Here is a 23,934-nt window from a genome sequence, read left to right on the forward strand (position 1 = left end):
GGCAGACGTCATGGGCAAGATGGTGGTGCGACTGCCTGCCATCGGCATGAGCAGCCGTAGTGCTTGCTCGCTCTATCCGGGAGGGCCACTTGCCCGCACGTGCCGCACGTCTGTCGCAGACCGAGGACTACCTGTTCTCCTTAATCGACCGGCCCCGGGAGCTGGCGGCTCGGGACGGTACGGCGCCGGTCCCGCTGGGTGTCGGTGATTGCGATCTGCCGACTCCGCCGCACATCGTCGAGGCCCTGCGCAAGGCTGTTCGGGATCCATCGGCCCACCGGTATCCGCCGTACGCCGGCACGCAGGCGATGCGCGAGGCGGCCGCCGGACATCTCGGGCGCCGCTTCGGGCTCCACCTCAACCCGGAGACCGAGGTCCTGGCCACGCTGGGCAGCAAGGAGGCGATGGCGCACCTGACGATGGCCTATGCGGAACCGGGCGACGTGGTGCTGGTGCCCGATCCGGGGTACCCGGTGTATGGGACGTGGGCGCGGTGGTGCGGGGCGGAGGTGGTGCGCGTACCGCTGCGGGAGGAGAACGGATTCCTGCCGGACCTGACCGCCGTCCCGGCCGCCGTCGCGCGGCGGGCCAAGCTGTTGTGGGTCTGCTACCCCAACAACCCCACGGCGGCGCTGGCCACTTCGGGCTTCTACGCCGAGCTGGCACGGTTCGCGTTACGGCATGACATCGTGGTGGCCTCCGACGCCGCGTACAGCGAGATCTACTACGACTGCGCGCCTCCGCCGTCGTTCCTCCGGGCACCGGGCGGGATGAAGTGCGGCATCGAGTTCCACTCCTTGTCGAAGGCGTACAACATGGCGGGCTGGCGTGTGGGTTTCGCCGCCGGGAACGCCGACGTCGTGGGCGCCTTGCGGACGGTGAAGACCCACACGGACTCCGGCACGTTCACCGCGATCCAGCACGCCGCCGTCACCGCCCTGAACGACACCACCGGCTACCCGGAGCGCCTACGAGCCGTATACCGCGAGAGGATGCACCTGCTCTGCGATGGACTGGAACAGGCTGGACTCCAGGTGCTGCGGCCCGGGGCCACCTTCTACTGCCTGGTCCGCTGCCCCGACGGCACGGACAGCGAAGGCTTCGCCAAGAAGCTGCTGGCAGAGGCCCGGGTGCTCGCCGTCCCCGGAAGCGGCTTCGGCCCAGGCGGCGAAGGATACGTCCGCCTCACGGTATGCGCCGGAACCGACCTGATCCGCGAGGCCATACGGCGCATCACCGCCGTCCACTGGTGACACTAGACCCCACTCGGCGGCCCAGGCAGCGTACGGCCAAGCGGAGATGGACACACACGCAGGCAGAGCAAATCGCTGCCCTGTTCGCCGGTGACCGTGGCCTGGTCGAGGTCCATGGAAGCCGGCGCGGTTGGGTCGGCCCATCAGGGTCGAGATCTGCAACAGGTGGTCACATGCGCACAACGGTCATACCGTTGCCCCCGTTGCCTTTGCCGGCCCGTCCAGAGGCAAGGGCTACGCAGAGCCCTGCTGCGGCCAATCCTCCTGCGAACCACAGTCACTTCTCTGGAACCACGATGTCGTCCTCGGGCGACTCGGCAAGGGGCTCGACGGGGGTGTCCTGTGCAGCGGCTGGGGTCGTCATGCCTACTCGCTTTCATGGTCCGGGCGGCGGTGGCACGTACTGGCCGATGATGGTGTTGCGGTGGCCGCTGAACGCCCTGAAAAGGGTGGATGCGGCGAGCGCGAGACTGGAGGAAGCCGAAATGAGCAGCAGTGTGTGGGAGCTGATCCGTAGCCTGACTCCCTTTCGCTAATTCGACATATCGGGCACTGTATGTCCTTGTGTGCGCCGCCGCACCCTCGAAGGTCACAACGGGACGATGCTCAAGCGGCAGATGTTCGGCCGGGCCGACTTGGCTCTCCTGCGTGGAGGATGTTGGGTGCGTGTTGGTCAGGGACTGTGAAGAAGGCGGTGTCGCAGGCCGGTTTTTCGGTTGTGGCAGGGGACAGGGACAGGGACAGGGACAGGGGCAGGGGGCAGGGGACGGGCTCGGGTTCGGTGCGCACCCCCGCTGCTGACCAGGTGCTTGAGTCTGGCTCGGTTCCCTCGGTGTGGCGGGGTTCGGTGGCGGTGCCTGGGACCTGGGCAACGTCCTTGGCTCGCAGGTTGTGCTCGATGCGATGCGGCAGGTGAGTACGGTCGAGGCGGGATTCACACGACCGGTGCAGCAGTTCCCGGCCCACGGCCGCTCCCGCCCGCAGGCTGGGGGTATGAGCGGATCCCGCATGTCACGGCATGTCTTGATAGGTGTCTTGGGGATCGAGTTGGCGGCGACCGCCTGCACCGCCGCCAAGCCCGGCGACCTGGCCAGGCCCCCAGCTGACTGCCCCAAATCCATCCAGTCCATCCAGTAGCCCAGGACCGCGGGCCGGGCCCGGGGTATGCGCTCGTACCACCGGGCATGGGACCGGGCGCAACGGTCACCCCCTCGCCCTCGCCGTCGCGCTCATGGTCGCTCCGCCGCCCAGTCACATCCGGCCACCGTCAGCAGCCGTTGGCAGTGGACAGTCGGCTCACCACGCGCGGTGCCGGACCCGATGGAAGATCGCCTCTACACCCCCCGGTACCGCCGGGCCTACGCCTCTGGAGGGCCGTGCGGATCTGGACGGACTGATCTATCTGGACAGACTGATCTAACTGATCTAACTGATCTAACAGGAGAAGGCACTACGGGAGACAGGGAGCCTGCATGGCACACAGAGCGCGTGACGCCTCATGGGCCAGCCGCTCCTGGATCGAGCGCCTGCCGGAAAAGGGAGGCTGGCCCACGGCCGCCGGCATGGCGGCCGTGAACGTCGCGGTCATGGTGGTGGACCTCGGGAGCGGTTCCAACGACCAGATCATCCAGGTGTCCGTGATCGCAGTCCTGATTGTGGCCATGGTCTGCGCCGTGCGGCAGACCCTGCTGGTGGCCGCGGTCCACACCACGGCGGTGGTCGTGATCTTCATCCAGGAACGCGCGGCCACCAGCGCCCCGACCGTCTACGCGGTCGTCGTGGGTACCGTGGCCATCTGCGCAGCCCTCGTCGTACTGTGCATGCTGCGTCAGCAGCGCGAGGCACTGCTGGCGCGGACGCGTTCCAACGCCGAGGCCGTCCAGCGGGTGCTGCTGCGCCCGTTCCCCCTGCGCACCGACGACGCGACGGTCGACGGGCTGTATATCTCCTCCGTACAGGAGGCGTTGGTTGGCGGCGACGTCTACGAGGTGCTGCCCACCCCGTACGGCACACGCGTGCTGATCGGCGACGTGCGGGGCAAGGGGCTCCCCGCGCTCCAGGCGGGAATGGTCGTGCTGACGTCCTTCCGCGAGAGCGCGTACCACCAGCCCACCCTGTCCCAGGTGGCCGACCGGCTGGAACAGGCGCTGCAACGGCACAACCGGCGGCCACCGCAGGAGGGCGCGGAGAGCGAGGACCGTTTCGTCACCGCGCTGCTCCTGCAACTGGAGACGGACCGGAACGCGTTGATCGTCGACTGCGGACACGTCCCGCCGTCCCTGCTCGCCGAAGGCACCGCGGCCGAAGTGCGGATCGACGACCCCGGGCTGCCCCTGGGGCTGGGCGAACTGGCCCCAGGGCCCCGCACGGAGCAGCGGATTCCCTTCGCTCCGGGAGACCGGCTGGCCCTCTGCACGGACGGAGTGACCGAGACACGCGACGCGAACGGTGCGGACTATCCGCTCGGCGAACGGCTCCGCGCCTGGGCCGCCCTGCCCTCCGCTCAGCTCCTCAACCGACTCCAGCAGGATCTGCTGGACTACGCCGGACACGAACTGCACGACGATGCTGCCTTTCTCGTCGTACGCCGAGACGGCCTCTGAGGCCGCCGGGGCCCGGCGGCACCCGCGGTGTGATCTCCGGCTCCGCAGTCTTCGGCTCTGCGGCCTCCGGCTCACCGGGCAGTGTGCTGCTGCCGGTGCAGGACCAGGTATCCGTGCTCGGCGAAGATCTGCTCGTAGCCGGCGGCGGTGGCTTGGTGCAGTACGGCCTTGGCCCAGCCTTGGGGCCAGCGGTCGGTGGTGTCGGCGATGATCCAGTCGATTGGCCGGCGCTGTTGTTGCAGGACGCCCGGGGCGGTGAGGTAGACGGTTGCTCGGTCGGTCAGGTGCGGGGCGAGGCTGTTGCTCGCCATGACGCGTGCGCCGTCCGGTATGCGGTCTAGCGCGGCCTGTCCGGCGGCCGTTCGGGCGGTGCCCTGCCACAGTTGCGTCGTGGCGACCTGTGACAGGGGGAAGCCGGCGGTGGCCACCAGAGCTATGGCGGGGACGGCGGCGGTGACGGTCCGTGTGAGCGTCGGGCCGTGGCGTGGCCGGGAGCGGCTGATGCGTGTCAGTGCGTCGATGAGGGCGGCGAAGACGATGGGGGCCAGGATTGCGGAGTAGTGGTACTGGGTTCCCCAGTAGGCCGGGTTGTCGGACGCCAGGCGCCATAGGAGGGTGGGCGCGGCCAGCAGTACCAGCGGGCTGCGCGGGGCGAGCAGGGCGGAGGGCAGCAGCAGCATCAGGACGGTGAGCGCCTTGGTGCCCGGTGTGACCAGCCGCCGTACTGCTTCCCAGGGTTGGGAGAGCGGTGCGAGTGGTCCGTCGCCGGAGGTGCCGGGGGCGAGGTACGCGTAGGAGCCGTCCGGGTTGAAGTGGGGGATGATCACGCACACCGTCAGGGCCATGGCGGCCGGGCCCAGCACGCACAGGACGGCGCCCGCCCGGCGGTGGTGGCGCAGCAGCAGGAGGCCGAAGGCGAGGACGGTCAGGCCCATGTCCTCCTTGACCAGCAGGAGGGGCGCGGCCCACCCGGCGGCCGCGGTCCAACGGCCGTCGAGGTACGCGGCGAGGGCCAGGGCGAGCAGCGGCACGGCGAAGGCGACCTCGTGGAAGTCGAAGCCGATCAGCTGCTGGAGGGGCCAGGACAGTGCATAGGCGGATCCCAGGCATGGCGCGGCCCAGCGTGAGAGGTGGCCGAGGTGCCGGGCGGCGGCGCGGGTGATGACGTACGCCGAGTACGCGACCAGCGCCGTCTGCGCGACTAGGAGGACCTCGATGTGCGGCAGGAGCCGGTACAGCGGGGCCAGCGTCGCGAGGATGGGGTGGAAGTGATCGCCGAGCAGCGGGAAGCCGGCGCCGTGCAGGCCGGGGCCGCCGGTCGCCGTCCGTATCTCGGAGGAGGGCAGTCGTAGTTCGGCGTACGAGCGGACGGCCTGGCCGAAGATGCCCAGGTCGTAGCCGGTGGTCTGGAAGTGCATGTGCTTTCGCAGGGCGAGGGCCGTGTACGCGGCGAAGGTGACGGCTGCGACGGCGGACGGGACGCGGCGGGAGCGCGGGGCAGGACGGGCGGTTGCCGGGGCGGTTGCCGCCGGATGCTGGCGGGTGGCGGCCGGCGGGGTCGTGGTCAAGACGGTCACCTCGGGAGGTGGGCAGCGGGGGACGGGCCCCGAGGATGCCCCCCACCTGCTGAGACGGCGCTGAAGCAGCCTGAAGATCACTTCAGGCTGCGCGCGGCCGCCCGGGGATACTGGCGGAGTGCGCCTTCTAGTGATCGAGGACGAGGAACGGCTCGCAGCCACGCTGAAACGGGGGCTGGAGGCTGCCGGCTACGCCGTGGACGTCGCTCACGACGGCCGTATCGGCTTGTACATGGCGAGCGAACATCCCTACCAGGCGATCGTCCTCGACATCATGCTGCCCGGGCTGAACGGCTACCGGGTGTGCGCCCGGCTGCGCGCCGGGGGCATCGACACGCCGATCCTCATGCTGACGGCCAAGAACGGCGAGTACGACGAGGCCGAGGCGCTGGACACCGGTGCCGACGACTATCTGGCGAAACCCTTCTCCTACGTGGTGTTGGAGGCCAGGCTGCGGGCGCTGCTGCGCCGTGGCGGGGCCCGCCGGCAGTCCGTACTGCGCGTCGGCGACCTCTGGCTCGACCCGGCGAGCCGTGTCTGCGGGCGGGGTGAGACCCGGATCGGACTCACGGCCAAGGAGTTCGCGGTGCTGGAGTGCCTGGCCGAGCGGGTGGACGAGGTGGTGCCGAAGATCGACATCGTCGAGCAGGTGTGGTCGGCGGCCTTCGACGGCGACCTGAACATCGTCGAGGTGTACGTGAGCGCCCTGCGCCGCAAGATTGACGCGCCGTTCGGCCGGACGTCGATCGAGACCGTACGCGGTGGCGGCTACCGATTGGCAGGGCATGACCGCTGAATCCGCCGCACCCGTTGCACCCACTGAACCCGCTGAGCGCTCGCGCCGGTGGGCGGGGCGGGCCGTGCGCGAACCGAGGATTCGGGCGGCCCTGGCCGCCGCGCTCACCGCGGTGCTGGCGCTGGGCGGTGGCGTGGCATGGCTCCTGTACGCCGACGCCACCGCTCCTCCACTTGCCGCCACCCTGGCCGAACGGCTGGCCACCGACCGCATCGGTCCTCAGCTCGACGCCGCCGTACGGCTCGGCGTCCCGCTGACCGGACTCCTGGTGGCCGGTGCGGCCTGGGCGGCCGGGGGCGGGACGACGCGGAGGACGCGGGCGGGCGCGGCGCTCGCTGCGGGGGCCACCGCGGCGCTGCTGCTACTCGCCGACGGCAGCTGGCTCCAGCAGCGCAACTCCATCGAGCCGGACTACACCGCCGACGCGGCTCTCTACTGGGGGCTGCTGGTCGGCCTTCCCAGCATGGTGATCCTCGTCGGCGCCGCTGCCTGGGGCGGCGCCCGGCCCGGCGGGCGGACACTGCCCCTGCGGGCCGGCTCCGCCCTCGCCGCCGGTGTCACGGGCGCGCTGCTGGCCCTTGGCGGACTGCTGTGGCTGCGCCATGTGAACAACACCTCTTCGGTCTTCACCGTCGACGCGGTGTTCGCGTGGGGGCTGGTCGGCGGGGTCCCCGCGGCCGGGCTGCTCATCGCCGCCATCGCGTGGGCCGCCGCGGGCCGGGCGCTGCGTCCGGTCGAAGCGATCCGCCGTGAACTGGAGGACATCACCGCGCACTCCCTGGACCGCCGTGTCCCCGTCCCGTCCTCCGGTGACGAGATCACCCGACTCGCCCGGACCACCAACGCCACCCTGGACCGGCTGGCGAACGTGGTCGAGCGTCGGCAGCGGTTCGTCGCCGACGCCTCCCACGAACTGCGCAGCCCCCTCGCCACACTGCGCGCCTCCCTTGAGGCCGCACTGACCCACCCCGACGGCGTCGACTGGCCCGAGACCGTGCGCGGCGCGCTCACCGACATCGAGCGTCTCCAGCGCCTCAGCGACGATCTGCTGCTACTGACCGGCCTTGACGAGGCGGTGCGTCCCGGCGACGCCACCGTCCGTCTGGACGCCCTCGCCCACGACCTGGTGGAGGAATACCGGCATCGGCGCCGCCTGGGGACGCTGCACTTCACCTGTGCTGCCGACGAGCCGACGGCGCTGCGCGGCAGCAGCATCCAGCTCGAACGGCTGCTGCGCAACCTCCTCGACAACGCCTGCCGTCACGCCCACACCACCGTCGAGGTCACCGTCCGCCACCCGCCCATCGGCCACGACCGCGACCACGTTGGTGGTGGCCAGGCAAGCCGAGCCGGCCGCGCTCGACAGGCGGTCGTCCTCGAAGTGCGGGACGACGGGCCGGGAATCCCCTCCGACGCCCGGGAGCGCGTCTTCGAGCGGTTCACCCGTCTCGACGACGCCCGCAGCCGGCATACCGGCGGCACCGGGCTCGGCCTGGCCATCGCCCGCGAGATCGCCGTTCGCCACGACGGCACCCTGCGCGCCGCGGACAGTCCCCGCGGAGCACGCCTGGTCGCCGAATTCCCCGCCCACAGCTGCCCCCCCGGAACCAGACACCGGATGCCAGCCGTCGGCTCAGGTCAACAGCCCGGCCGTGCGTCTCCCTCCCCGAAGTTGAAGAACAAAGGGATCAAAGGGAACGAAAGGAAAGTCGCCTGATGGACCTGCCAGCGCGTATCCGCGTGGTGGACGACCACGATCCGGACGCGGATGTCCGACTGGTCAGAGAGCTATACGCCGGTTTGCCGATGCCCGTGCCCGACCTCGAACGGAAGGACCACGAGGAAGCGGAGCGCCCGGCGTCGCTTGTCGTCGCCCGACGGCCGGACGGTGCTCTGCTCGGCTGGGCGGAGGTCCACGCCCGAGGAGACGGCACATCGGTGGCGGACCTCCAGTGGCTGCTCGTCTCCCGGGAGCGGGAACGCATCACCCAGGGCCACAACGTCCTGCGCGAGGCGACGGCGGAGGAGAGGGACGTGGTGACGCGCCTGGTGCGCGGCGCCGCCGACAGCGCCGGACGCGCCGGATACACCGCGCTCGACTGGGACGATCCGGAGGGGCACCTCGACGCCCGGGCCGCTGCGGAGCTCGGCGCTTCGGAGGCCGAGGTGCTGGGCCGCCGCTGGAAGGTGGCTCCACTGGCCGGATGGACCGCCCCGCCGGCGCTGCCCGCGGTGACCGTCCGGCCGGTGCCGCACTTCGCCACCGAGGCTCTGCTCCCCGCCTACGCCGACTTCTACACGGAGGCCACCGGGCAGCCGTACAACCCCCGGGACGCCGAAGAACTGCTGCACGACCTGCCGTCGCTGCCGCACCTGACGCTCGATCTCCTGACCCCGGAAGGAACGCTTGCCGCCCAGGCCACGGCGATGATCGATGGCGAGACGGCAACCGTGGACATGATCTTCCACCGACGCGGGGTCAGCGCCGGGCAGCTGACCGCGCTGCTGGCCACACTCATCGGCCAGCTGCGAGGGGACCACCCCGAGGTCACGCTTCTCGACGTGCAGGAGTTCGGCGATACGCCCGTCGCCGAGGCGCTCGCCGCCGCCGGTGCCCGCATCGCCGACCGCTGGCACCGGTACCGGCTCCCCCTGCGCGAAGATCGCACGAATCGCCCCGCCCGGCGGGCAGGCGGCCACCCGGCCCGCTGCGATCACCCGGCCCGGTGAAGCCGGTCCCTTCCTCTTGGTGGCCGCTGCTAGCGGTCTTCGCGCACGTAGGCGTGGCGAGGCCGACCCGGCTCTGGTGCCGTGGCACTGGAGTGGCCGTGTCGGCCGCGGTAGGCGGCGTGGTGGTGTACCCAGCGGAGGCGGTGGAGACGGCCCAGCCTCGGGGGTGTTCCAGTGCGTGATGTCGTGGGGGCCCAGGGTGGTGTTGGCGGGGTCGATGAGGACGTGGTCGGTGCGTTGGCGGTTCCGGACCTGGCGGCCGGTGTAGCGGGGGTTGGCCAGGATGGCCCGGACGGATCGCCTAATCACCCACCGCTAGCAGCGGCCACCAAGCTGGTTATCGGGCGGCCCCTCCCTTGTGGCGCCCGTCCGCAGGTCAGGTGCAGTATGGGTGGGGAGATCCACTGAGCAGGTGTGGGGTCACGTCCGAGCAGGGGGTGGTCGCTTGTAACGAGCGCCCTCACCGCTGCCCCTTTTCCACACCAAGGGCAACCTGATCATCGCCACCCTGAATGGATCCGTGGACTGCTTCGCCGCATCGGCCCCAAGCCCCGGCCCTTGGAACGGGCGGGGGAGAGCGGCCCGGCCTGGCCACCGGCAGGTGCCCCGACGACCCGAAGGGCGATCCGCCAAGCGGCCCCGCCGCGTCCCGGTCCGTCGGCGCCCGGCCTCTCCCGCGTGGGCCGCCGCTGGCCGGGCCGCTGCCCCCTGCCGTGGATGGCCGGCCAGCTCCCTGTGCTGCTGGTCCCGGTCACGCAGGTGGCAAGGTGCCCGAGCGACGACGCCGGGCATGGCTGCTCCAGCGGCTTCCTTTGAGTGTTTCGTCACAGAGGTCCGGAAAACGGGGACGATTCGGAACCTCTGACGTTGATTTGCCTGTCCCACAGGATGGAACGACCTTCTTGCCCCTTCGGGGCAGTACCCACCGGAGCAGCAGGATGACGACCCCACCGGCCAGGCTCTACCAGTCCAGTGGCCACCGCCGAGCCACCGTTGCCCGGAGATGGCTCATGGGGGTTGCGTCCGTGGCCGTGCTCGGACTGATCGCCTGGCCGGTGATGAGCTACTTCGGGATTCCGCCGTTCAACGACGGGGGCGACCCCGTCAGCTACGGCCAGGCCGGCGCTGGGAAAGCCGCCGATTCCAGAACCCTGATGCCCACGGGACCGAGCGCCGACTTCACGAGCGTCAAGACCTTGAGCGACGGCACCAAGGTCAGCGTTGTCACACTGGATGGCAAAAAGTCGGGATTCAAGGGAAAAGTCTGGGTTTGGGCACCCAAGGAGTACACCCAGGACCCGAAGTTCGCGTCGAGCGGCTTCCCCGTCATGATCGCCCTGCCCGGCGGCCCCGGTAACGACAGCAACTACTGGTCGGTCGGCGAGTTCGGCAAGGACAAGCTCTCGTTGGAAAAGAGCGTCTCGAAGTGGTACCAGGAGGGCAAGAGCAAGCCCTTCCTGCTGGCCATGCCGATCCTCAACCCCGGCCCGGACGACAAGGGCATCTACTGGGACGCCAGTGACATACCCGGCCAGCCGAAGATGGGCACCTGGCTCACCGAGGACGTCCCCGACCTGATGAAAGCCAACTTCCGCACGATCAAGTCCCGTGACGGCTGGAGCTACATGGGCTCCTCCACCGGCGGGTTCGCCAGCCTGAAGGCCGTGCTGCAGCACCCCGACAAGTTCAAGACCGCCATCGCCAACGGCCCCGACATCGTGCCCGACTCCCCACTGTGGCGAGGCCACGAGAAGGAGAAGCGGGAGAACAACCCCGAGGAGCTGGCCAAGCAGCTGACGGCCGCCAAGGGACCGGACGTCTACATCGCCTTCCAGGTCGGCACGAGGGAGCACGCGGCCACCATCAACGCCATCAAGAAGTTCATGGCCACATACGGCAAGGGGCCTGTCCACACCAAGCTCTGGGAGATACCGGGCGGCACCCACAACGGTGCCACGTACCTGTCCAACATGGAGTCCCCCACGCAGTGGATCAGCGAGCACATCAAGTGGCAGACGCCCCGGCCATGACTCCGGCGCACTGCCTGGAGCAGGGCAGGTGCCCGTAGACCGGGCCCCATGCCCGAAGCAGCAAAGTGGCCCACGGCCTCTGTCGTCACGGTGAGGCACAGCCAGACCAGCCAGACCAGCCAGACCAGCCAGGCGGCCCTCGGCCGCGGGGTGGGGAAGAGCCACGCCACGCAGACGTTGCAGGCGGTGTCGGCGCGCCTCGCCGTTCGCCGACTCGTGGGATTCGGGCGCGGTCCGGATCATGGCAGTGTGGACAGGAACCCGGTTTTCGGTGGCGCCGAGCCGGTGGACGTGCTTGAGGTGGCGCCGACGGCTCGGACGGCGGTGGCGTGGTTGCCGCCGCAGGAGCTCTGGCCGACGATTCAGGACATCCGTTGGGAGCACGATCCGCAGGTACGGCGCTGGCCGCCGCATGTGAATCTGCTGTTCGGCTTCGTACCGGAAGAGGAGTTCGCGCAAGCCATGCCGCTGCTCTCGGCCGGGGCGGCGGTGCGCGCGGCGTTCACGGTGCGTCTGGCCGGCGTGCGGTGCTTCCGGCACCGGCATTACACGACGGTGTGGCTTGATCCGGCCGCGGCGGGCCTGGCGCCGTGGGCCCGTCTGCACCGGGCGCTGGGGCTGCGGTTCCCGCTCTGCCGCGGGCGCGACGGCCGCTTCACTCCGCATCTGTCCCTCGGCCGTACGCAGGACCCGCAGCCTCTGGCCGCCGAGTGCGCCGCCCGGCTCGGCGCACTGTCGGCGGTGGTCGAGGAGGTGGTCCTGCTCTCGCGGCGTGGCGCGGGGCCCATGCGGCCCCGGACCGTGATCAGGCTGGGCACGGGGGAGGTCCGTTGGCTGACGGAGTCCCAGCGGTAGGGCTGCGGATCCCGGCGGCCGCTTCGGCGGACGGCCGACAACCCCTGGCAGGTGTCCGCTTGCCTCCCTCAGAGGGTCAAGTTCGCTGCTGGTGGGCGAGGTCGGCGGCGGTGAGGCCCTTCAGCGCCGAGCCCCGCTGCAGGCCCTCGGCCAGACGGCGGCTGATCCGCTGGCGCAGGGTGGTTGCGAAGTGGCGGGGGAGCAGCTGTGGTTGTGCGTCCAGGGATTCGGCGATTTCGTGTGCCCGGGGCAATGCCCGGTCCGGCGGTACTACTTCGGCGATGGCGCCCCACTGGTGGGCCTGCTCGGCGGCGAACGAGCCCTGGGCGAGGGCGAGGTGGCGGGCCCGGTTGAGGCCGATGGCCTCTTCCCACACGACGGCGATGCCGTCCCGACCAGCCCTCCGGCAGCCACAAACACCGCATCGCAGCGGCGTTGCTCGCCCACGCCCTGGTCAACGGCTGGCTGACCAAGGGGCGTCCTGTGGTGGAGGCATCGAGTGGGTCGACCGCCATCTCCGAGGCTGGTGCTGCAAGCGGCTCGGTATCCCCTTCTACGCGGTCGTGCCCGACACCACCGCCCAGGAGAAGAAGGACGCGATCACGGCTCTCGGCGGCACCGCCACCTCCGTCGCCCGCCACGCCCGCTACACCGGCAGCGGCCTGAAGATCTGCGTGCCGGACCCCGAGCACTCGGCGTACTTCGACGGTTGGTACTGGCGCGACTCTTCTTGAGACGGGTCGGAGCCGCTGCCTGTCCGGTCGACCTGTGTCAGGACCCGGTAGCCGTCCGGATCCCACGCACAACTGGTGACCCGAACACCCGCAATGCCGTGCCCACTTGGCCCTGACCGTCAGTCCTGGTCGCCGGTGCAGATTCCGTTCTCCCAGGCCCAGGCGGCGATCTCGACGCGGTTGCGGGTTGCGAGCTTGCGTTGGATGTTGCCGAGATGGGTTTTGACCGTGGACAGGGTGACGTAGAGCTCGGTGGACAGCTCCTCGTTGGTGCGGCCGCGCGCGACGAGGCGTACGACGTCGAGTTCACGCTGGGTCAGGGGCTCGATCAGCCCGTTGGGCCCGGCTCTTCCCGTACGGCCCGGGTGAGTCTGACGGGTAGCCGGCCGCTGACGGCGATGTGGGGCCATGTGCGCGAGGAGGCGGACGGTCACCGAAGGGGAGATGAGCGAGTCCCCCGTGGACGCGGCTCTCACCGCTTCGGTGAGCAGGCCGGGGGCTCCGTCCTTGAGGAGGAAGCCGCAGGCGCCGTTGCGCAGGGCGCTGTAGACGTAGTCGTCCAGGTCGAAGGTGGTGGCGATGAGGATGTTCAAGGGGTCCGGGACGTCGGGCCCCGCGAGGAGGCGGGTGACTTCCAGGCCGTCCAGCTCGGGCATGCGGATGTCCAGGAGGCAGACGTCGGGCCGTAGCCGTCGGGCCTGTTCGACCGCCGTGGCGCCGTCCGCGGCCTCGGCAACGACCTGCATGTCCGGCTGGGAATCGAGGATCATGCGGAACGCGGCGCGGACCATCGCCTGGTCGTCGGCGAGGAGTACCCGGATCGTCATGCCGGACATGATCGCAGGTGGTGCGCTGTACATCAGCTGGACGAGGTGGACGCGGCGCCCAGGGGGAGAACGGCCAGGACGCGCCAGCCGCCTCCACTCTGCGGGCCGGCGGTGAGCTGCCCGCCGATCGCCTCGACCCGCTCGGCCAGACCGACCAGGCCGTAGCCGCTCCCGTCCGCCTTCCCGTGGGCGGCCGGGGTGCCGCCCCGGTCGTCGTCGGTCACCGACACCTCCAGCCGGTCCCGGGAGCCGGGCTGCACGGTGACCCGCACCTCGACCCGGTCGGCTCCGGTGGCGTGCTTGCGGACATTGGTCAGTGACTCCTGCACCACGCGGTGGACCGTGGTGGTGGTCTCGGGCGAAAGACGACGTTCGGTGAGCCGCGGGTCCAGGGTCAGGGCAGCGGGCGGGCCCAGGACGGAGAACTCCTGTGTGAGGTCCCGCAGCATGCTCAGGTCGCCTGTGGGAGGCATGGCGGCCGGTACGGCGGTGTGCCGCAGGTCGGAGACCATGGAGCGCATCGACCCCATCGCCTGAGACCCGGCACGTTCGATCTCGGCGAGCATCCGGTCCAGGTCCTCCGGGGACTGGATGTGGCCGACCGCGGCCGTGAAGCGCGCAGCCTTGGTCTGGGCGACGATCGCCGTGACGTGGTGCGCCACGAAGTCGTGCAACTCCCGTGCGTGCTCCAGGCGTTGGGCTTGCTGGATGGCTTCACGCTCCCGGGCGCGCAGGGTGTCGTACAACCACAGGCACACCCCGAGCACCACCATGAACGGCAGCGCAACCACAACGACCAGGGCGACCAGGAACTGCTGGTCGGCGAGTCGTAGGGGAAGCAAGGCGGCGGCGATCACCGGTCCCGCCGCGTAGACGACCGCCTTTGATGCCGGGTAGCGCCGCACGGCGCGGGTGACCAGCAGCAGCACTGCACACAACTCCACCATGCCCGGGGTGTTTTCGGGACGGTGGTGCAATTGCGCCTCCACCACGGACAGGGAGCACGAGGCGGCCGTGGCAAGCGCGACCTGCCGTGCGAGCAGGCGTTCCGGCGCGGCCAGGGCGGCCAGGCACAGTACCCCGGAGACTGCCGTGGCCGCAGTCACCGGCAGGTATGGCGCGTTCAGCCCCTCCAACACCACGAGGACGACCAGAGCAGCACCGACGAGGCAGAAGAAGGCTCGCTGGGTGCGGGATCGAGCCCGGAAAGCGGAGACCATGCAGGTCACGCTACGGCAGCGCCGCACACGCCACCTCAGTCATTCGGTCGAGGCCGGGGGGCGGCCGCTTCGGTATTCCGGTGGATCCGCCGCCCCCGCACCACGCCGAAGGATCGACCCCAGGGACGCCTCGGTAACCGCTGGCCACACCCTCGCCGCATTCGGCCGACCCCATTCGGCCAGTCCGCCATTCCACGAACAGCCGTGCAGGAGCGATGAGATGAACCAGAGGACGGATGCCCTCTCGTCCCCCGAAAGGTCCGGCGCGGTGATCGCCGCCGCAGGTGACCTGACCAAGATCTACGGCAGCGGCGAGACCCGCGTCACGGCGCTGGCCGGGGTGTCGGCCCGCTTCCTGCGCGGCGAGTTCACCGCGATCATGGGGCCCTCCGGCTCCGGCAAGTCCACGTTCATGCACTGCCTGGCCGGACTCGACACTCCCACGTCCGGTACGGCGCGGATCGGCGATACCGACTTGGGCTCGCTGAACGACGCACAGCTGACCAAGGTACGGCGCGAGCGCATCGGCTTCGTCTTCCAGGCGTTCAACCTGCTGCCCACCCTCACCGCCTGGGAGAACATCACCCTGCCGTGCCATCTGGCCGGGCACACCCCGGACCAGGCGTGGCTGACGGACCTGATCAACCTCCTGGGGCTGGCGGACCGGCTCGACCACCGTCCCGCCCAGCTTTCCGGCGGCCAGCAGCAGCGGGTCGCCTGCGCCAGGGCCCTGGCCACCCGGCCGGCCATCGTCTTCGCCGACGAGCCCACCGGCAACCTCGACTCCCGGGCGGGGGCCGAAATCCTGTCCTTTCTGCGGTCCTCCGCACAGGAGTTGGGCCAGACGACCGTGATGGTCACCCACGACCCGGTCGCCGCGGCCTACGCCGACCGCGCCCTCTTCTTGGCCGACGGAAGCCTTGTCCATGAGATGCCGGCCCCGACCGCGGCCGCGGTGCTGGAGCAGATGAAGACATTCGACGTCTCGCAGCGGGTCGGCTGACCGCGATGACCCACCGAGCGATCCCCTCCCGAAGGCCGTCGATGTTCCGCGCCGCTGTCCGCACCCTCCGCTCCCACCGCCTCCGTTTCGCGATGCCCGCCCTCGCTGTGCTGCTGGGCGTGGCGTTCGTGACCGGCTCGCTGCTCTACAGCGAGTCCGTCCGCACGGCCGTGGCTCGGGCACAGACCAACTCCCAACCCGATGTATCGGTGAAGATCACGCCGGACCGTTCTGCCCCATCGTCGTCTGCGGGCTCCTCCGGCGGCACCCCGCAACTCGACGACTCGCTCCTGCGGCGGCTGCGCACGCTGCCCGGCGTCTCCATGGCCCGTGGCACGGTCGAGGGCCACTCCTTCCTCGTCGGGTCCGACGGCACCCTGGTCGGCGACCTGTACCGAGCCGTGGGCATCAACTACGTCCCCGACCGTACGGGCCAGGACCCTCGCTACCCGCTCACGGCGGGCCGCGGCCCCCGTACCACCGGGGAGATCGCCGTCGACCGGCAGGCCGCCGAACGGGCCGGGTACCAGGTGGGCGACCGGGTGCGCATCGTCGTCAACGGCACGGCCCAAAGCGCCCGGTTGGTCGGCATCTTCACCGCGCAGGACAGTCGCACCGCGGCCGGCGGCACCCTCACCGCCTTCGACACCCGCACCGCGCAACGGCAGTTCGCCACCGCCCCGGGCAGTTACTCGGCGATCACGTTGACCGCGGTCGACGGCACACCGCAGACCCAACTCGCCGTACAGGTAAGGAGGTTGCTGCCCTCCGGATTGCGCGCCGCGACCCGGGCGGACCTGGACTCCGAGGCGGACTCCACCGGCGACGGCCAGAAGCTCACCACAATACTGCTGGGCTTCGCCGGCATCGCCCTGTTCGTCTCCACGTTCCTGGTCGCCAACACCTTCACCATGCTCAGTGCGGCCCGCGCCCGCGAGCACGCGCTGCTGCGTGCGGTCGGCGCCACCAGGAAGTACGTGATGCGCCTGGTCCTGGCTGAAGCCGCCATCGTCGGAACGGTCGCCTCCGTCGCCGGCTACGTGCTGGGCATCGGGGTCGCGACGCTGTTGGACAGGCTGTTCGGCGTCACCGGAGGACCGAGTGCCGCTTTGCAGATCCTCTCCGTCACACCTGTGCTCGCGGCGTTCGCGGTCGGCATCGGCGTCACCGTACTGTCGGCGTACCTCCCGGCCCGTCGAGCGGCGGCCGTTGCGCCCGTGGCGGCGCTACGCACCAGCGAGCCCCCCACCGCTGCCTCGCTGCGCCGCCGCAACATCATCGGCCTGGCCATCACCGCGTTCGGAGCCCTGCTGGTCGCCGCCGCCGTCGGCAGCCAGAACCTCCTCTTCGGCGCCGTACCCGTCCTCCTGATCGGACTGATCGTCCTGACCCCGCTGCTCGCTTTGGGATTCACCGGGCTTCTGCGCTCCCCGTTGATCCGGCTGGCAGGCATCCGCGGCAAGCTCGCCGTGGAGAACGCGCGCCGCAACCCACGCCGTACGGCGGCCACCGCGACCACCCTCATGGTCGGCCTCGCGATGGTCACCGCCGTCACCGTGGTCATCACCTCGGTCGACCGCATGGACGAGCAGCGAGCCGACAGCTCCATGACCTCGGACCTGCGCATCACGTCCGTCGACTTCGCCGAGATCGGCGATGACACCGCCGCTCGTGTGGCACGACTTGCGGACGCCGAGGCCGTCACGCCGATCATTCGCACCTCCTTCGACCTGCCTGACGCCAACTCCCTACCGACGACTGCCGTTGACCCCGCCACGGTGCAACGCCTGGCACCCGTCACCGTCCGGAAGGGCTCTTTCGACCGACTCGACCACGGCATCGCGGTCACCGAAAAGACGGCCGTCGCCCACGGCTGGCGACTCGGCTCCCGGGTCACCGGTACCCTCGGCGATGCGGGTACGAAGACCAGCCTGCCCATCGTCGCGATCTACGACGGCCCGGACGACCTGACCCCCGTCCTCATCTCCGACAAAGCCCTACCGCGCACCTCCAGCACCGAGCACCGGCCACGCACCGCAGCCATCCTGATCAAGGCCGCCCACGGCCGGACGGCCGCGCTCCGCAAGGAGATCCAGCGGACCTTGGACAACCCGGTGCTTCTTGTCCAAGACCGTGCCGACGCGAGGGCGGCTGCCGCTGCGAGGAACGCCCCGTTCCTGAACATCATGTACGCGTTGCTCAGCGTCACCGTGCTGATCGGCGCCCTCGGGGTGGTCAACACCATGGGCATGGCCGTCTTCGAACGCGTCCGGGAGATCGGCGTACTGCGGGCTCTCGGCCTGGACCGCCGACGCGTCGGCTCCGTCCTGCGCCTGGAGTCGGTGACCATCTGTCTCCTCGGCTCGGCGCTCGGCCTCATCGCCGGCAGCGCGATCGGCGCGGCGGCCGTCCTCGGCCAAGAGGGCGTCCCCCTCGTCATCCCGTGGGACAGGACGCTCCTCTTCTTCCTCGCCACCACCGCGATCGGCGTCCTCGCCTCCCTCTGGCCAGGGCGCCAGGCCGCGAGAATCCCCATGCTCAAGGCCATCACCACAGACACCGAATGACAGCCGGGCGCCCCGTGGCAACGGGCTTTACGGCCCCGTGTCATCCCGGCCGTCGGCCGCGCATCCCTGGACGGAAGGCGCGGCCGACGGCCTGGAAGGGGGAGCGGAGGTCCGTCAGACCCGGTCCGCCGCGATCAGCAGGTAGTGGAAGCTGCCCTCCTTGTACGCCGTCAGGAACGGGTCCTCGACGCCCGTGGCCAGCGAGGACTTGGCGCGCAGCTCCCAGTAGGGGATGGCCGCGTCTGTCAGGTCGACGACGTTCATCGGGACCAGGCCGTTGGCGGCCATGGCCTTGAAGTAGGCGCTGCGCGGGTGGATGTTGCAGGTGTAGTGCTCGTCGATGCGGCTGACGGCCTTGGAGCGGCCGCCCGTCACGTCGTTGGAGCAGCCCGTGATGACGACGTAGCGGCCGCCGAAGGCCAGTTGGCGGGCGTGCTCGGCGAAGAGGTCGAACAGGTCCACGTACATGGTGGACTCGTTGTTCCAGATGCCCTGGAACGCGCCGGTCGGCAGGCCGGTGTCCAGCATGTTGCGGAAGTGGTAGCGCACCTTGTCGTCCACATTCCGCTTGCGGGCCTGGCCGTTGGCGAACTCGACCTGGGCCTCGGATATGGAGACGCCGTCGACCTGGCAGCCGAAGCGGGCGTTGGCCATGATGCTGGTGCCGCCGCGGCCGCAGCCGGCGTCCAGCAGTCGCTGACCGGGGGCGACGGGGCCGAGGTGGTCGAGCAGGACGTCGGCCTGGGCCGACTCCAGGCGGTGCAGTTCGGCGATGATGCGCTCATCGTGGGTGTCCTGCGGACCGTCCAGGACGGAGGGGTCGTAGTCACCGATCCCGTAGTGGTGGTGGTAGAGGCCGTCGACGTCGCCCAGGCGCAGGTTGACCGGGTCCTTCTCGGCGTTCCAGTAGTCCGCCACGGACTTCTGGTACGCGGTGCGCAGGACGGGGGCAGGGGTGGTGGTCATGGGAGGGGGCTCCTTGCGGTGTGCGGAAGTCAGGACGTGGTGGAGGTGGCGGAGGTGTAGCGCCGGCTGCCGCTGTGCCACGCGCGGTTACCGCCCAGCCAGGCCCACACCCCGGTGAGGAAGCGGCGCAGCTGGGGTGAGCCGGTCAGGGCCAGGGCGGCCGCCTCCGTCTCGAAGGTGCGGACCAGTTCGTCGTGGATCGCCGCACTGCGCTGGACCGCCTCGTGCGGAGTGCAGCGCTCCTCGGCGGCGATCACGGTCGGCAGGTTGAACTCCACGCTGTCCGAGTGGTGTTCCTTCGCCATCGAGTAGAGGTCGTTGACGAGCGTGGCGGCGGTGGATGCCATGGTCACGGCGCGGCGGACGCGCGGATCGGCGTATTCGGCGGCCGGCAGTACGTAGCCGCCCACCATGTCGGTCATCGCGACGCACGGGACGAAGCTGTTGATCTGACGGTGCGCCAGGTATTCCCAGACGGCGGGCATCCGGCCCTGGGAGCGCCAGGACCCCTCCTGTCCGTACCCCACGAACAGCACCGCGACCTCGTGGTGCAGTCGGGCCAGTTGGGAGGCGTCCGCGTACCGGGCCAGGTGCGCGAAGCCGGAGCGCAGGGCGGTCCGCACCGGGTCGTCCTGCATGGCCTTCTCGACGGCGGGAACGTAGCGGAGCGGAGGGTGGGCGGGGTCGATGGCCGCGTAGGCGACCCCGAGGTGCGCGCCGAGCAGTGCCGGCGCGGATCCCATCGTCTCGTCGTCGCAGTAGTAGTCGTCGGTGGCCCACTCCGCCAGGGCGCACTTGCCGGCGGCCAGCAGCCGGTCCGGATCGTCGGTGTCGGGGTGCGCCAGCATCATCAGGCGCCCGAAGTCCGCCGCGCGGACGCGGTCGAGGCGGCCGGCGTAGAGGCCGATCTCCTCGGCCCACGCCAGCAGGCGGGCGTTGACCTCCTCGGCGAGCGCCGGGTCGTCGCGGAGCGCGGGCGGGCAGTACAGCTCGGGTACCCCGGTACCCCCAACGTCCTTGCGCCTGGCCGTGATCCGGGCGGCCGACGTGCCCAGCCCGGTCGGCCCGGTCGGCAGGGCGGGCCCCTTCGCCGGCCCCTCCGGGCGGACACCCGGCCCCTCCGGGCGGACACCCGGCCCCTCCGGGCGGACACCCGAGTGTTCGGCGAGCAGTGCGGCAACGAGCCGCGCCACGTCATGACGGGCCGTCGGCGCCGCGATCCGGGACAGCAGTGACACGGACAGTCCTCCTTATGACGGCGTGCCGAAGACCTCGACGTTCTCCAGAACGCCGAGTGCGTCGGGCACGAGAACGGCCGCCGAGTAATAGGTGCTGACCAGGTAGGAGATGATCGCCTGGTCGTTGATGCCCATGAACCGGACGTTCAGGCCCGGCTCGTACTCGTCCGGGATCCCGGTCTGTCGCAGGCCGACGACGCCCTGCTCGCCCTCGCCCAGCCGCATCGCGAGGATCGCGGAGGTGCCCTGCTCGGAGACCGGGAGCTTGCCGCAGGGAAGGATGGGCACGCCGCGCCAGGCGGGCACCGCGTGTCCGCTGACGTCGGCGGTGTCGAACGCGAGACCCCGCTTGTTGCACTCGCGGCCGAAGGCGGAGATCGCCCGCGGGTGGGCGAAGAACGCCTTCGTCCCGCGCCGCATGCTGAGCAGTTCGTCCATGTCGTCCGGCGTGGGCGGGCCGGAATGGGTGGAGATGCGCTGGCTGTAGTCGGCGTTGTGCAGCAGCCCGAACTCGCGGTTGTTGACCAGCTCGGACTCCTGGCGCTCGCGCAGGGCCTCGATGGTCAGCCGCAGCTGGTGCTCGACCTGGTCCATCGGTTCGTTGTAGAGGTCCGCGACCCGGCTGTGCACCCTGAGGATCGTCTGTGCGACGCTCAACTCGTACTCGCGGGGCCGGAGTTCGTAGTCGACGAACGTGCCCGGCAGCACCGGCTCGCCGGTGTGACCGGAGGCGAGGTCGATGGCCGCCTCACCCTTCTTGTTCCGCGGTCGTGCCTTCTCGGCCTGGCATCGCCGGACGTGGGCCCGCAGCCCCTCGTTCCGGCCCGCCACCTCCTCGTACTCGGTCCGGGGGAGTGCCAGCACCGTGCACGCCGTCAACGCGCGCGCCGTGAACTCCCACGTGCCCGGTTCCTCGGCGACCATCTGCCCGCCGAGGAACCCGCCGTCGGACAGCACGCCGCGCCGGGTCTCCTCGCCGTACTGGCCGGGCACGAGCTTCTCGACCTTGCCGTGCGCGATCAGGTAGACGTGGTCGACGGCCCGGCCCTGCCCGGCTATCACCTGGCCGGGTTCGTACTCCCGCTGCTCGCACCGCTCGGCCAGGGACCGCAGCACCGCCTCGTCGTCGAAACCGCGCAGCAGCGGCAGTTCGCCCAGTTCGGCGGGCACGACCTTGACCGCCGCCCCCTCCTGGACGAAGGTCACCCGGCCGTCCCCGACCTCGTACACCAGCCGCCGGTTGACCCGGTACGTGCCGCCCTTCACCTCCATCCAGGGCAGCATCCGCACCAGCCACCGCGAGCTGAGGCCCTGCATCTGCGGCACGGTCTTGGTGGTGGTCGCCAGGTTCCGCGCGGCGGCGATCCCGAGACTGAGCTGTGCCCGGCCCGCCGAGTGGGTGGGCTGCTCCGGCTCCGACATCCTGGTCCTTCCGTAGGGGCGCCTGCATCAAGAAGGAGCCTCACGGGCCGGCCGGCCCGTGAGGCTCCTGTGACGCAAGTGAATCAACGTCAGATGATGTTGGTCGAGATAACCGGACGAAGGCCGACGCATTTGCGCCACTGGACGGATGGGGTGCGCCCGGCCCATCCCGCCCCTGTGATGGGTCAGATGCGGTCGTTATGCCTGCTGTGTGGCGATGAGTCGCATTCTGTACACGCGGATCCCGTACGGCATGGCAGCCTTGACGCCCGGCCACCCTGTCAGCGAGGTGGCCGATAACCTCCGCAGCCAAGCGCCGAATCCCGCCATCTGTCGATGCCGCCACGTACCGGACCCCGCGCTCGTCAACTGACCAGAGTCCGTCCAGGCGGATACGGCGGGCGACTCCGCGGCGGCCAACGTCGCAGTGAGCGTGGTGGCCGGGTTCGGGGGTCTCCACCGGCACCGCTCGTGCTCAGGCCCTGTGGGGGTGGCTGGATGACTGGGCACACTCATAGATGACTGGGCGCACTCATACGCGCGGCGAAGTGGCCGCCTTCCACCGTCGCGAGTGGTCCCAGCCGGTTGCGGGCGTCCCCGAGGTCACGAGGAAACGCTTTCCGGGTTCCTCACTCCGGTCAGGCGGCGCTCCCTCAGCAGGGCGAACACCTTCGCGTCGGTTTCGGCTTCGACGCCTTCGGCGAAGTACGCGACGTCGGTCCGTGGCCCGCCCAGGCTCTCCTCCCCGGACCATTCGAGGACACCCCAGGACAGTGGACGCGCTGCCATCAGAAGGTGGTCCCAGGGATAGGCGAAGTGCCGTGCGGGGGAGTGGCCGGACTCCGCTGCCGTGAGCAGCCGGGTCTCCACGGCGCTGAGACAGTCGTCTGCTTGGTGCTGTTTGAACGCCGCATAGTCCTCTGCGTCCTGGCGTGCGGTGTGGGGACTGATGAAGTACGCGCGGTCCTGGCGTGGCGGGAGCGCGATGGGCCCACCGCACTTTTGACCGATGCCGGCGCATTCCACGACGATCCACTGGATCTGCGGCTTGAACAGGCCGTGATCGAATTGAAGCGCGGCGAACATGGCGTCCTCCTGCCTGTCTGAGGTGACACCGCCTCGGGCGTCCTGCGAACCGAAGTGAGTCTGTGACAGCAGCAAGCCACACCCGCAGCGGAGAGCGGAAGAGCTGAGCACACCGGACACCGTGAACACCGTGAAACCGGGGCCTCGTTGCCATGCGGTGAGGACCCCCGGGCCGGGGCAGGTGTTTTCCATTTCCCGAAACGGAGCGGCAATTCCTGACGACGGAGCTCGCTGAGCCACGGGAAGACGCCGCCGTTGGGCGCCTTAGTGGTCGGCTCCGGAAGTCCTTCGGTGGTTGACGGCCCATCAGTTCGGTGCAGGAGCCGAGAGTTAAGGTCCGCGGCGACGCTGGCCGTATGCCGCTGCCGTGCGAGGGGCGTCCCGGTTGGGTGTCGCCGAGGTCAGCGGTAGGCGGCGAGGAAGGCTCTGATGCCGGCGGCCGCGTAGCGGTCGAGTTCGTCCTGTGTGTGCTGCGGGCTTCCGTGGAACATGGCCTTGTTGACGGGGATCCAGAGCAGCAGGCCGGAGAAGTGGTTGGCGGCCAGGTGGGGGTCGGCGACGCGGAGGAGTCCGTGGTCGGCGAGGTGTTGGAAGGTGGTTGCGAGAGTGGCCAGGACGCGTTCGAAGCCCTGCTCGTACCAGGCGGCGCCGAGCTGGGGGAACGTGTCGGCATTGGCGATGATCAGGCGCCGAAGCTGGAGTACTTCGGGCTGGGTGAGGGCGGTCAGGAACTGGCGGGCCAGGCGGGTGAGGTTGTCTTCGAGGGCCGGGGAGTCCGCCGGGATGTCGGCCACCAGGTCGACCATGGCGTCGATGCGGCCGGTGGTGGCAAGGACGATCTCGGCAAACAGCTTCTCCTTGTCGGTGAAGTGCTTGTAGACGGTCTGCTTGGAGACCGCGGCGAGCTTCGCGATGTCGTCCATGCTGGTCCCGGCGTAGCCCTTGGCCATGAACGCCCTGGTTGCCGCGTTCATGATCGCCGTGCGCTTGCGTGCCGACCGGCCTTCCTCGCTCGCCGTCATGACCC

The 23,934-nt window shown here is 70.1% G+C and carries 18 protein-coding genes and 1 pseudogene; 10 read left to right on the top strand and 9 right to left on the bottom strand.

Annotated elements, in window-relative coordinates; all coding sequences use genetic code 11:
* The first annotated feature begins 89 nt into the window (after positions 1 to 89).
* Together ACO0M4_RS08095 and ACO0M4_RS08100 are read left to right on the top strand one after the other, a co-directional pair.
* A complete protein-coding gene (locus tag ACO0M4_RS08095; protein WP_430369061.1) occupies positions 90 to 1,253 on the top strand; it encodes an aminotransferase class I/II-fold pyridoxal phosphate-dependent enzyme in 1,164 nt (387 codons plus the stop codon).
* A gap of 1,472 nt (positions 1,254 to 2,725) precedes the next feature.
* A complete protein-coding gene (locus ACO0M4_RS08100) occupies positions 2,726 to 3,856 on the top strand; it encodes a PP2C family protein-serine/threonine phosphatase (RefSeq protein WP_430369062.1) in 1,131 nt (376 codons plus the stop codon).
* Positions 3,857 to 3,927: 71 nt separating this feature from the next.
* Here ACO0M4_RS08100 and ACO0M4_RS08105 read toward each other — a convergent pair whose 3' ends face one another.
* Positions 3,928 to 5,424, bottom strand: coding sequence for a DUF2079 domain-containing protein (locus ACO0M4_RS08105; RefSeq protein WP_430369063.1), 1,497 nt, complete (start codon positions 5,422 to 5,424; stop codon positions 3,928 to 3,930).
* Between the two features lie 127 nt (positions 5,425 to 5,551).
* Between ACO0M4_RS08105 and ACO0M4_RS08110 the strand changes: the two genes are divergently transcribed.
* The 5 genes and pseudogenes from ACO0M4_RS08110 (at position 5,552) to ACO0M4_RS08130 (ending at position 11,844) form a co-directional block, all read left to right on the top strand.
* Entirely contained in the window at positions 5,552 to 6,229 is a 678-nt protein-coding gene (locus ACO0M4_RS08110; RefSeq protein ID WP_430369064.1) for a response regulator transcription factor, read from the top strand.
* Positions 6,230 to 6,698: 469 nt separating this feature from the next.
* Positions 6,699 to 7,832, top strand: a pseudogene (locus ACO0M4_RS08115) (sensor histidine kinase); the annotation flags it as partial.
* 113 nt (positions 7,833 to 7,945) lie between these two features.
* Positions 7,946 to 8,959, top strand: coding sequence for a hypothetical protein (locus ACO0M4_RS08120; protein WP_430369065.1), 1,014 nt, complete (start codon positions 7,946 to 7,948; stop codon positions 8,957 to 8,959).
* 1,010 nt (positions 8,960 to 9,969) lie between these two features.
* Positions 9,970 to 10,989 carry an alpha/beta hydrolase gene (locus ACO0M4_RS08125; RefSeq protein ID WP_430369066.1) on the top strand — a complete coding sequence of 340 codons (1,020 nt, stop codon included), beginning with the start codon at positions 9,970 to 9,972 and terminating at the stop codon, positions 10,987 to 10,989.
* Between the two features lie 48 nt (positions 10,990 to 11,037).
* Positions 11,038 to 11,844, top strand: a complete 807-nt coding sequence (locus tag ACO0M4_RS08130; RefSeq protein WP_430369067.1) for a 2'-5' RNA ligase family protein — start codon at positions 11,038 to 11,040, stop codon at positions 11,842 to 11,844.
* A gap of 76 nt (positions 11,845 to 11,920) precedes the next feature.
* Here the strand turns inward: ACO0M4_RS08130 and ACO0M4_RS08135 are convergent, their stop codons facing one another.
* Positions 11,921 to 12,220 (bottom strand): enoyl-CoA hydratase-related protein, encoded by a 300-nt coding sequence (locus tag ACO0M4_RS08135; protein WP_430369068.1) that lies wholly within the window; start codon positions 12,218 to 12,220, stop codon positions 11,921 to 11,923.
* Positions 12,221 to 12,407: 187 nt separating this feature from the next.
* Here ACO0M4_RS08135 and ACO0M4_RS08140 point away from each other — a divergent pair, with 187 nt between their 5' ends.
* Positions 12,408 to 12,578, top strand: a complete 171-nt coding sequence (locus tag ACO0M4_RS08140; protein ID WP_430369069.1) for a hypothetical protein — start codon at positions 12,408 to 12,410, stop codon at positions 12,576 to 12,578.
* 119 nt (positions 12,579 to 12,697) lie between these two features.
* Here ACO0M4_RS08140 and ACO0M4_RS08145 read toward each other — a convergent pair whose 3' ends face one another.
* Positions 12,698 to 13,414, bottom strand: coding sequence for a response regulator (locus tag ACO0M4_RS08145; protein ID WP_430369070.1), 717 nt, complete (start codon positions 13,412 to 13,414; stop codon positions 12,698 to 12,700).
* A 23-nt stretch (positions 13,415 to 13,437) separates the two neighbouring features.
* Positions 13,438 to 14,625 (bottom strand): sensor histidine kinase, encoded by a 1,188-nt coding sequence (locus ACO0M4_RS08150; RefSeq protein WP_430369071.1) that lies wholly within the window; start codon positions 14,623 to 14,625, stop codon positions 13,438 to 13,440.
* A gap of 220 nt (positions 14,626 to 14,845) precedes the next feature.
* On the opposite strand from ACO0M4_RS08150, the gene ACO0M4_RS08155 reads away from it, so the two are divergent.
* Both ACO0M4_RS08155 and ACO0M4_RS08160 read left to right on the top strand, forming a co-directional pair.
* Positions 14,846 to 15,628: an ABC transporter ATP-binding protein gene (locus ACO0M4_RS08155; RefSeq protein ID WP_430369072.1), complete on the top strand. Its 783-nt coding sequence runs from the start codon at positions 14,846 to 14,848 to the stop codon at positions 15,626 to 15,628.
* Between the two features lie 5 nt (positions 15,629 to 15,633).
* Positions 15,634 to 18,195: an ABC transporter permease gene (locus ACO0M4_RS08160; RefSeq protein ID WP_430369073.1), complete on the top strand. Its 2,562-nt coding sequence runs from the start codon at positions 15,634 to 15,636 to the stop codon at positions 18,193 to 18,195.
* A gap of 114 nt (positions 18,196 to 18,309) precedes the next feature.
* Here the strand turns inward: ACO0M4_RS08160 and ACO0M4_RS08165 are convergent, their stop codons facing one another.
* The 5 genes from ACO0M4_RS08165 to ACO0M4_RS08185 form a co-directional block, all read right to left on the bottom strand.
* Positions 18,310 to 19,161: a geranyl diphosphate 2-C-methyltransferase gene (locus tag ACO0M4_RS08165; RefSeq protein ID WP_430369074.1), complete on the bottom strand. Its 852-nt coding sequence runs from the start codon at positions 19,159 to 19,161 to the stop codon at positions 18,310 to 18,312.
* A 29-nt stretch (positions 19,162 to 19,190) separates the two neighbouring features.
* Positions 19,191 to 20,399 carry a family 2 encapsulin nanocompartment cargo protein terpene cyclase gene (locus ACO0M4_RS08170; RefSeq protein ID WP_430369075.1) on the bottom strand — a complete coding sequence of 403 codons (1,209 nt, stop codon included), beginning with the start codon at positions 20,397 to 20,399 and terminating at the stop codon, positions 19,191 to 19,193.
* A 12-nt stretch (positions 20,400 to 20,411) separates the two neighbouring features.
* Positions 20,412 to 21,821, bottom strand: coding sequence for a family 2B encapsulin nanocompartment shell protein (locus ACO0M4_RS08175; RefSeq protein ID WP_430369076.1), 1,410 nt, complete (start codon positions 21,819 to 21,821; stop codon positions 20,412 to 20,414).
* A 603-nt stretch (positions 21,822 to 22,424) separates the two neighbouring features.
* Positions 22,425 to 22,907, bottom strand: coding sequence for a hypothetical protein (locus ACO0M4_RS08180; RefSeq protein WP_430369077.1), 483 nt, complete (start codon positions 22,905 to 22,907; stop codon positions 22,425 to 22,427).
* A 401-nt stretch (positions 22,908 to 23,308) separates the two neighbouring features.
* On the bottom strand, positions 23,309 to 23,929 hold the full coding sequence (locus ACO0M4_RS08185) for a TetR/AcrR family transcriptional regulator (protein ID WP_430369078.1): 621 nt from the start codon (positions 23,927 to 23,929) through the stop codon (positions 23,309 to 23,311).
* Between the last annotated feature and the right edge of the window lie 5 nt (positions 23,930 to 23,934).

It is taken from the genome of Streptomyces sp. RGM 3693 (genome assembly GCF_050471125.1).
GTDB lineage: Bacteria > Actinomycetota > Actinomycetes > Streptomycetales > Streptomycetaceae > Streptomyces.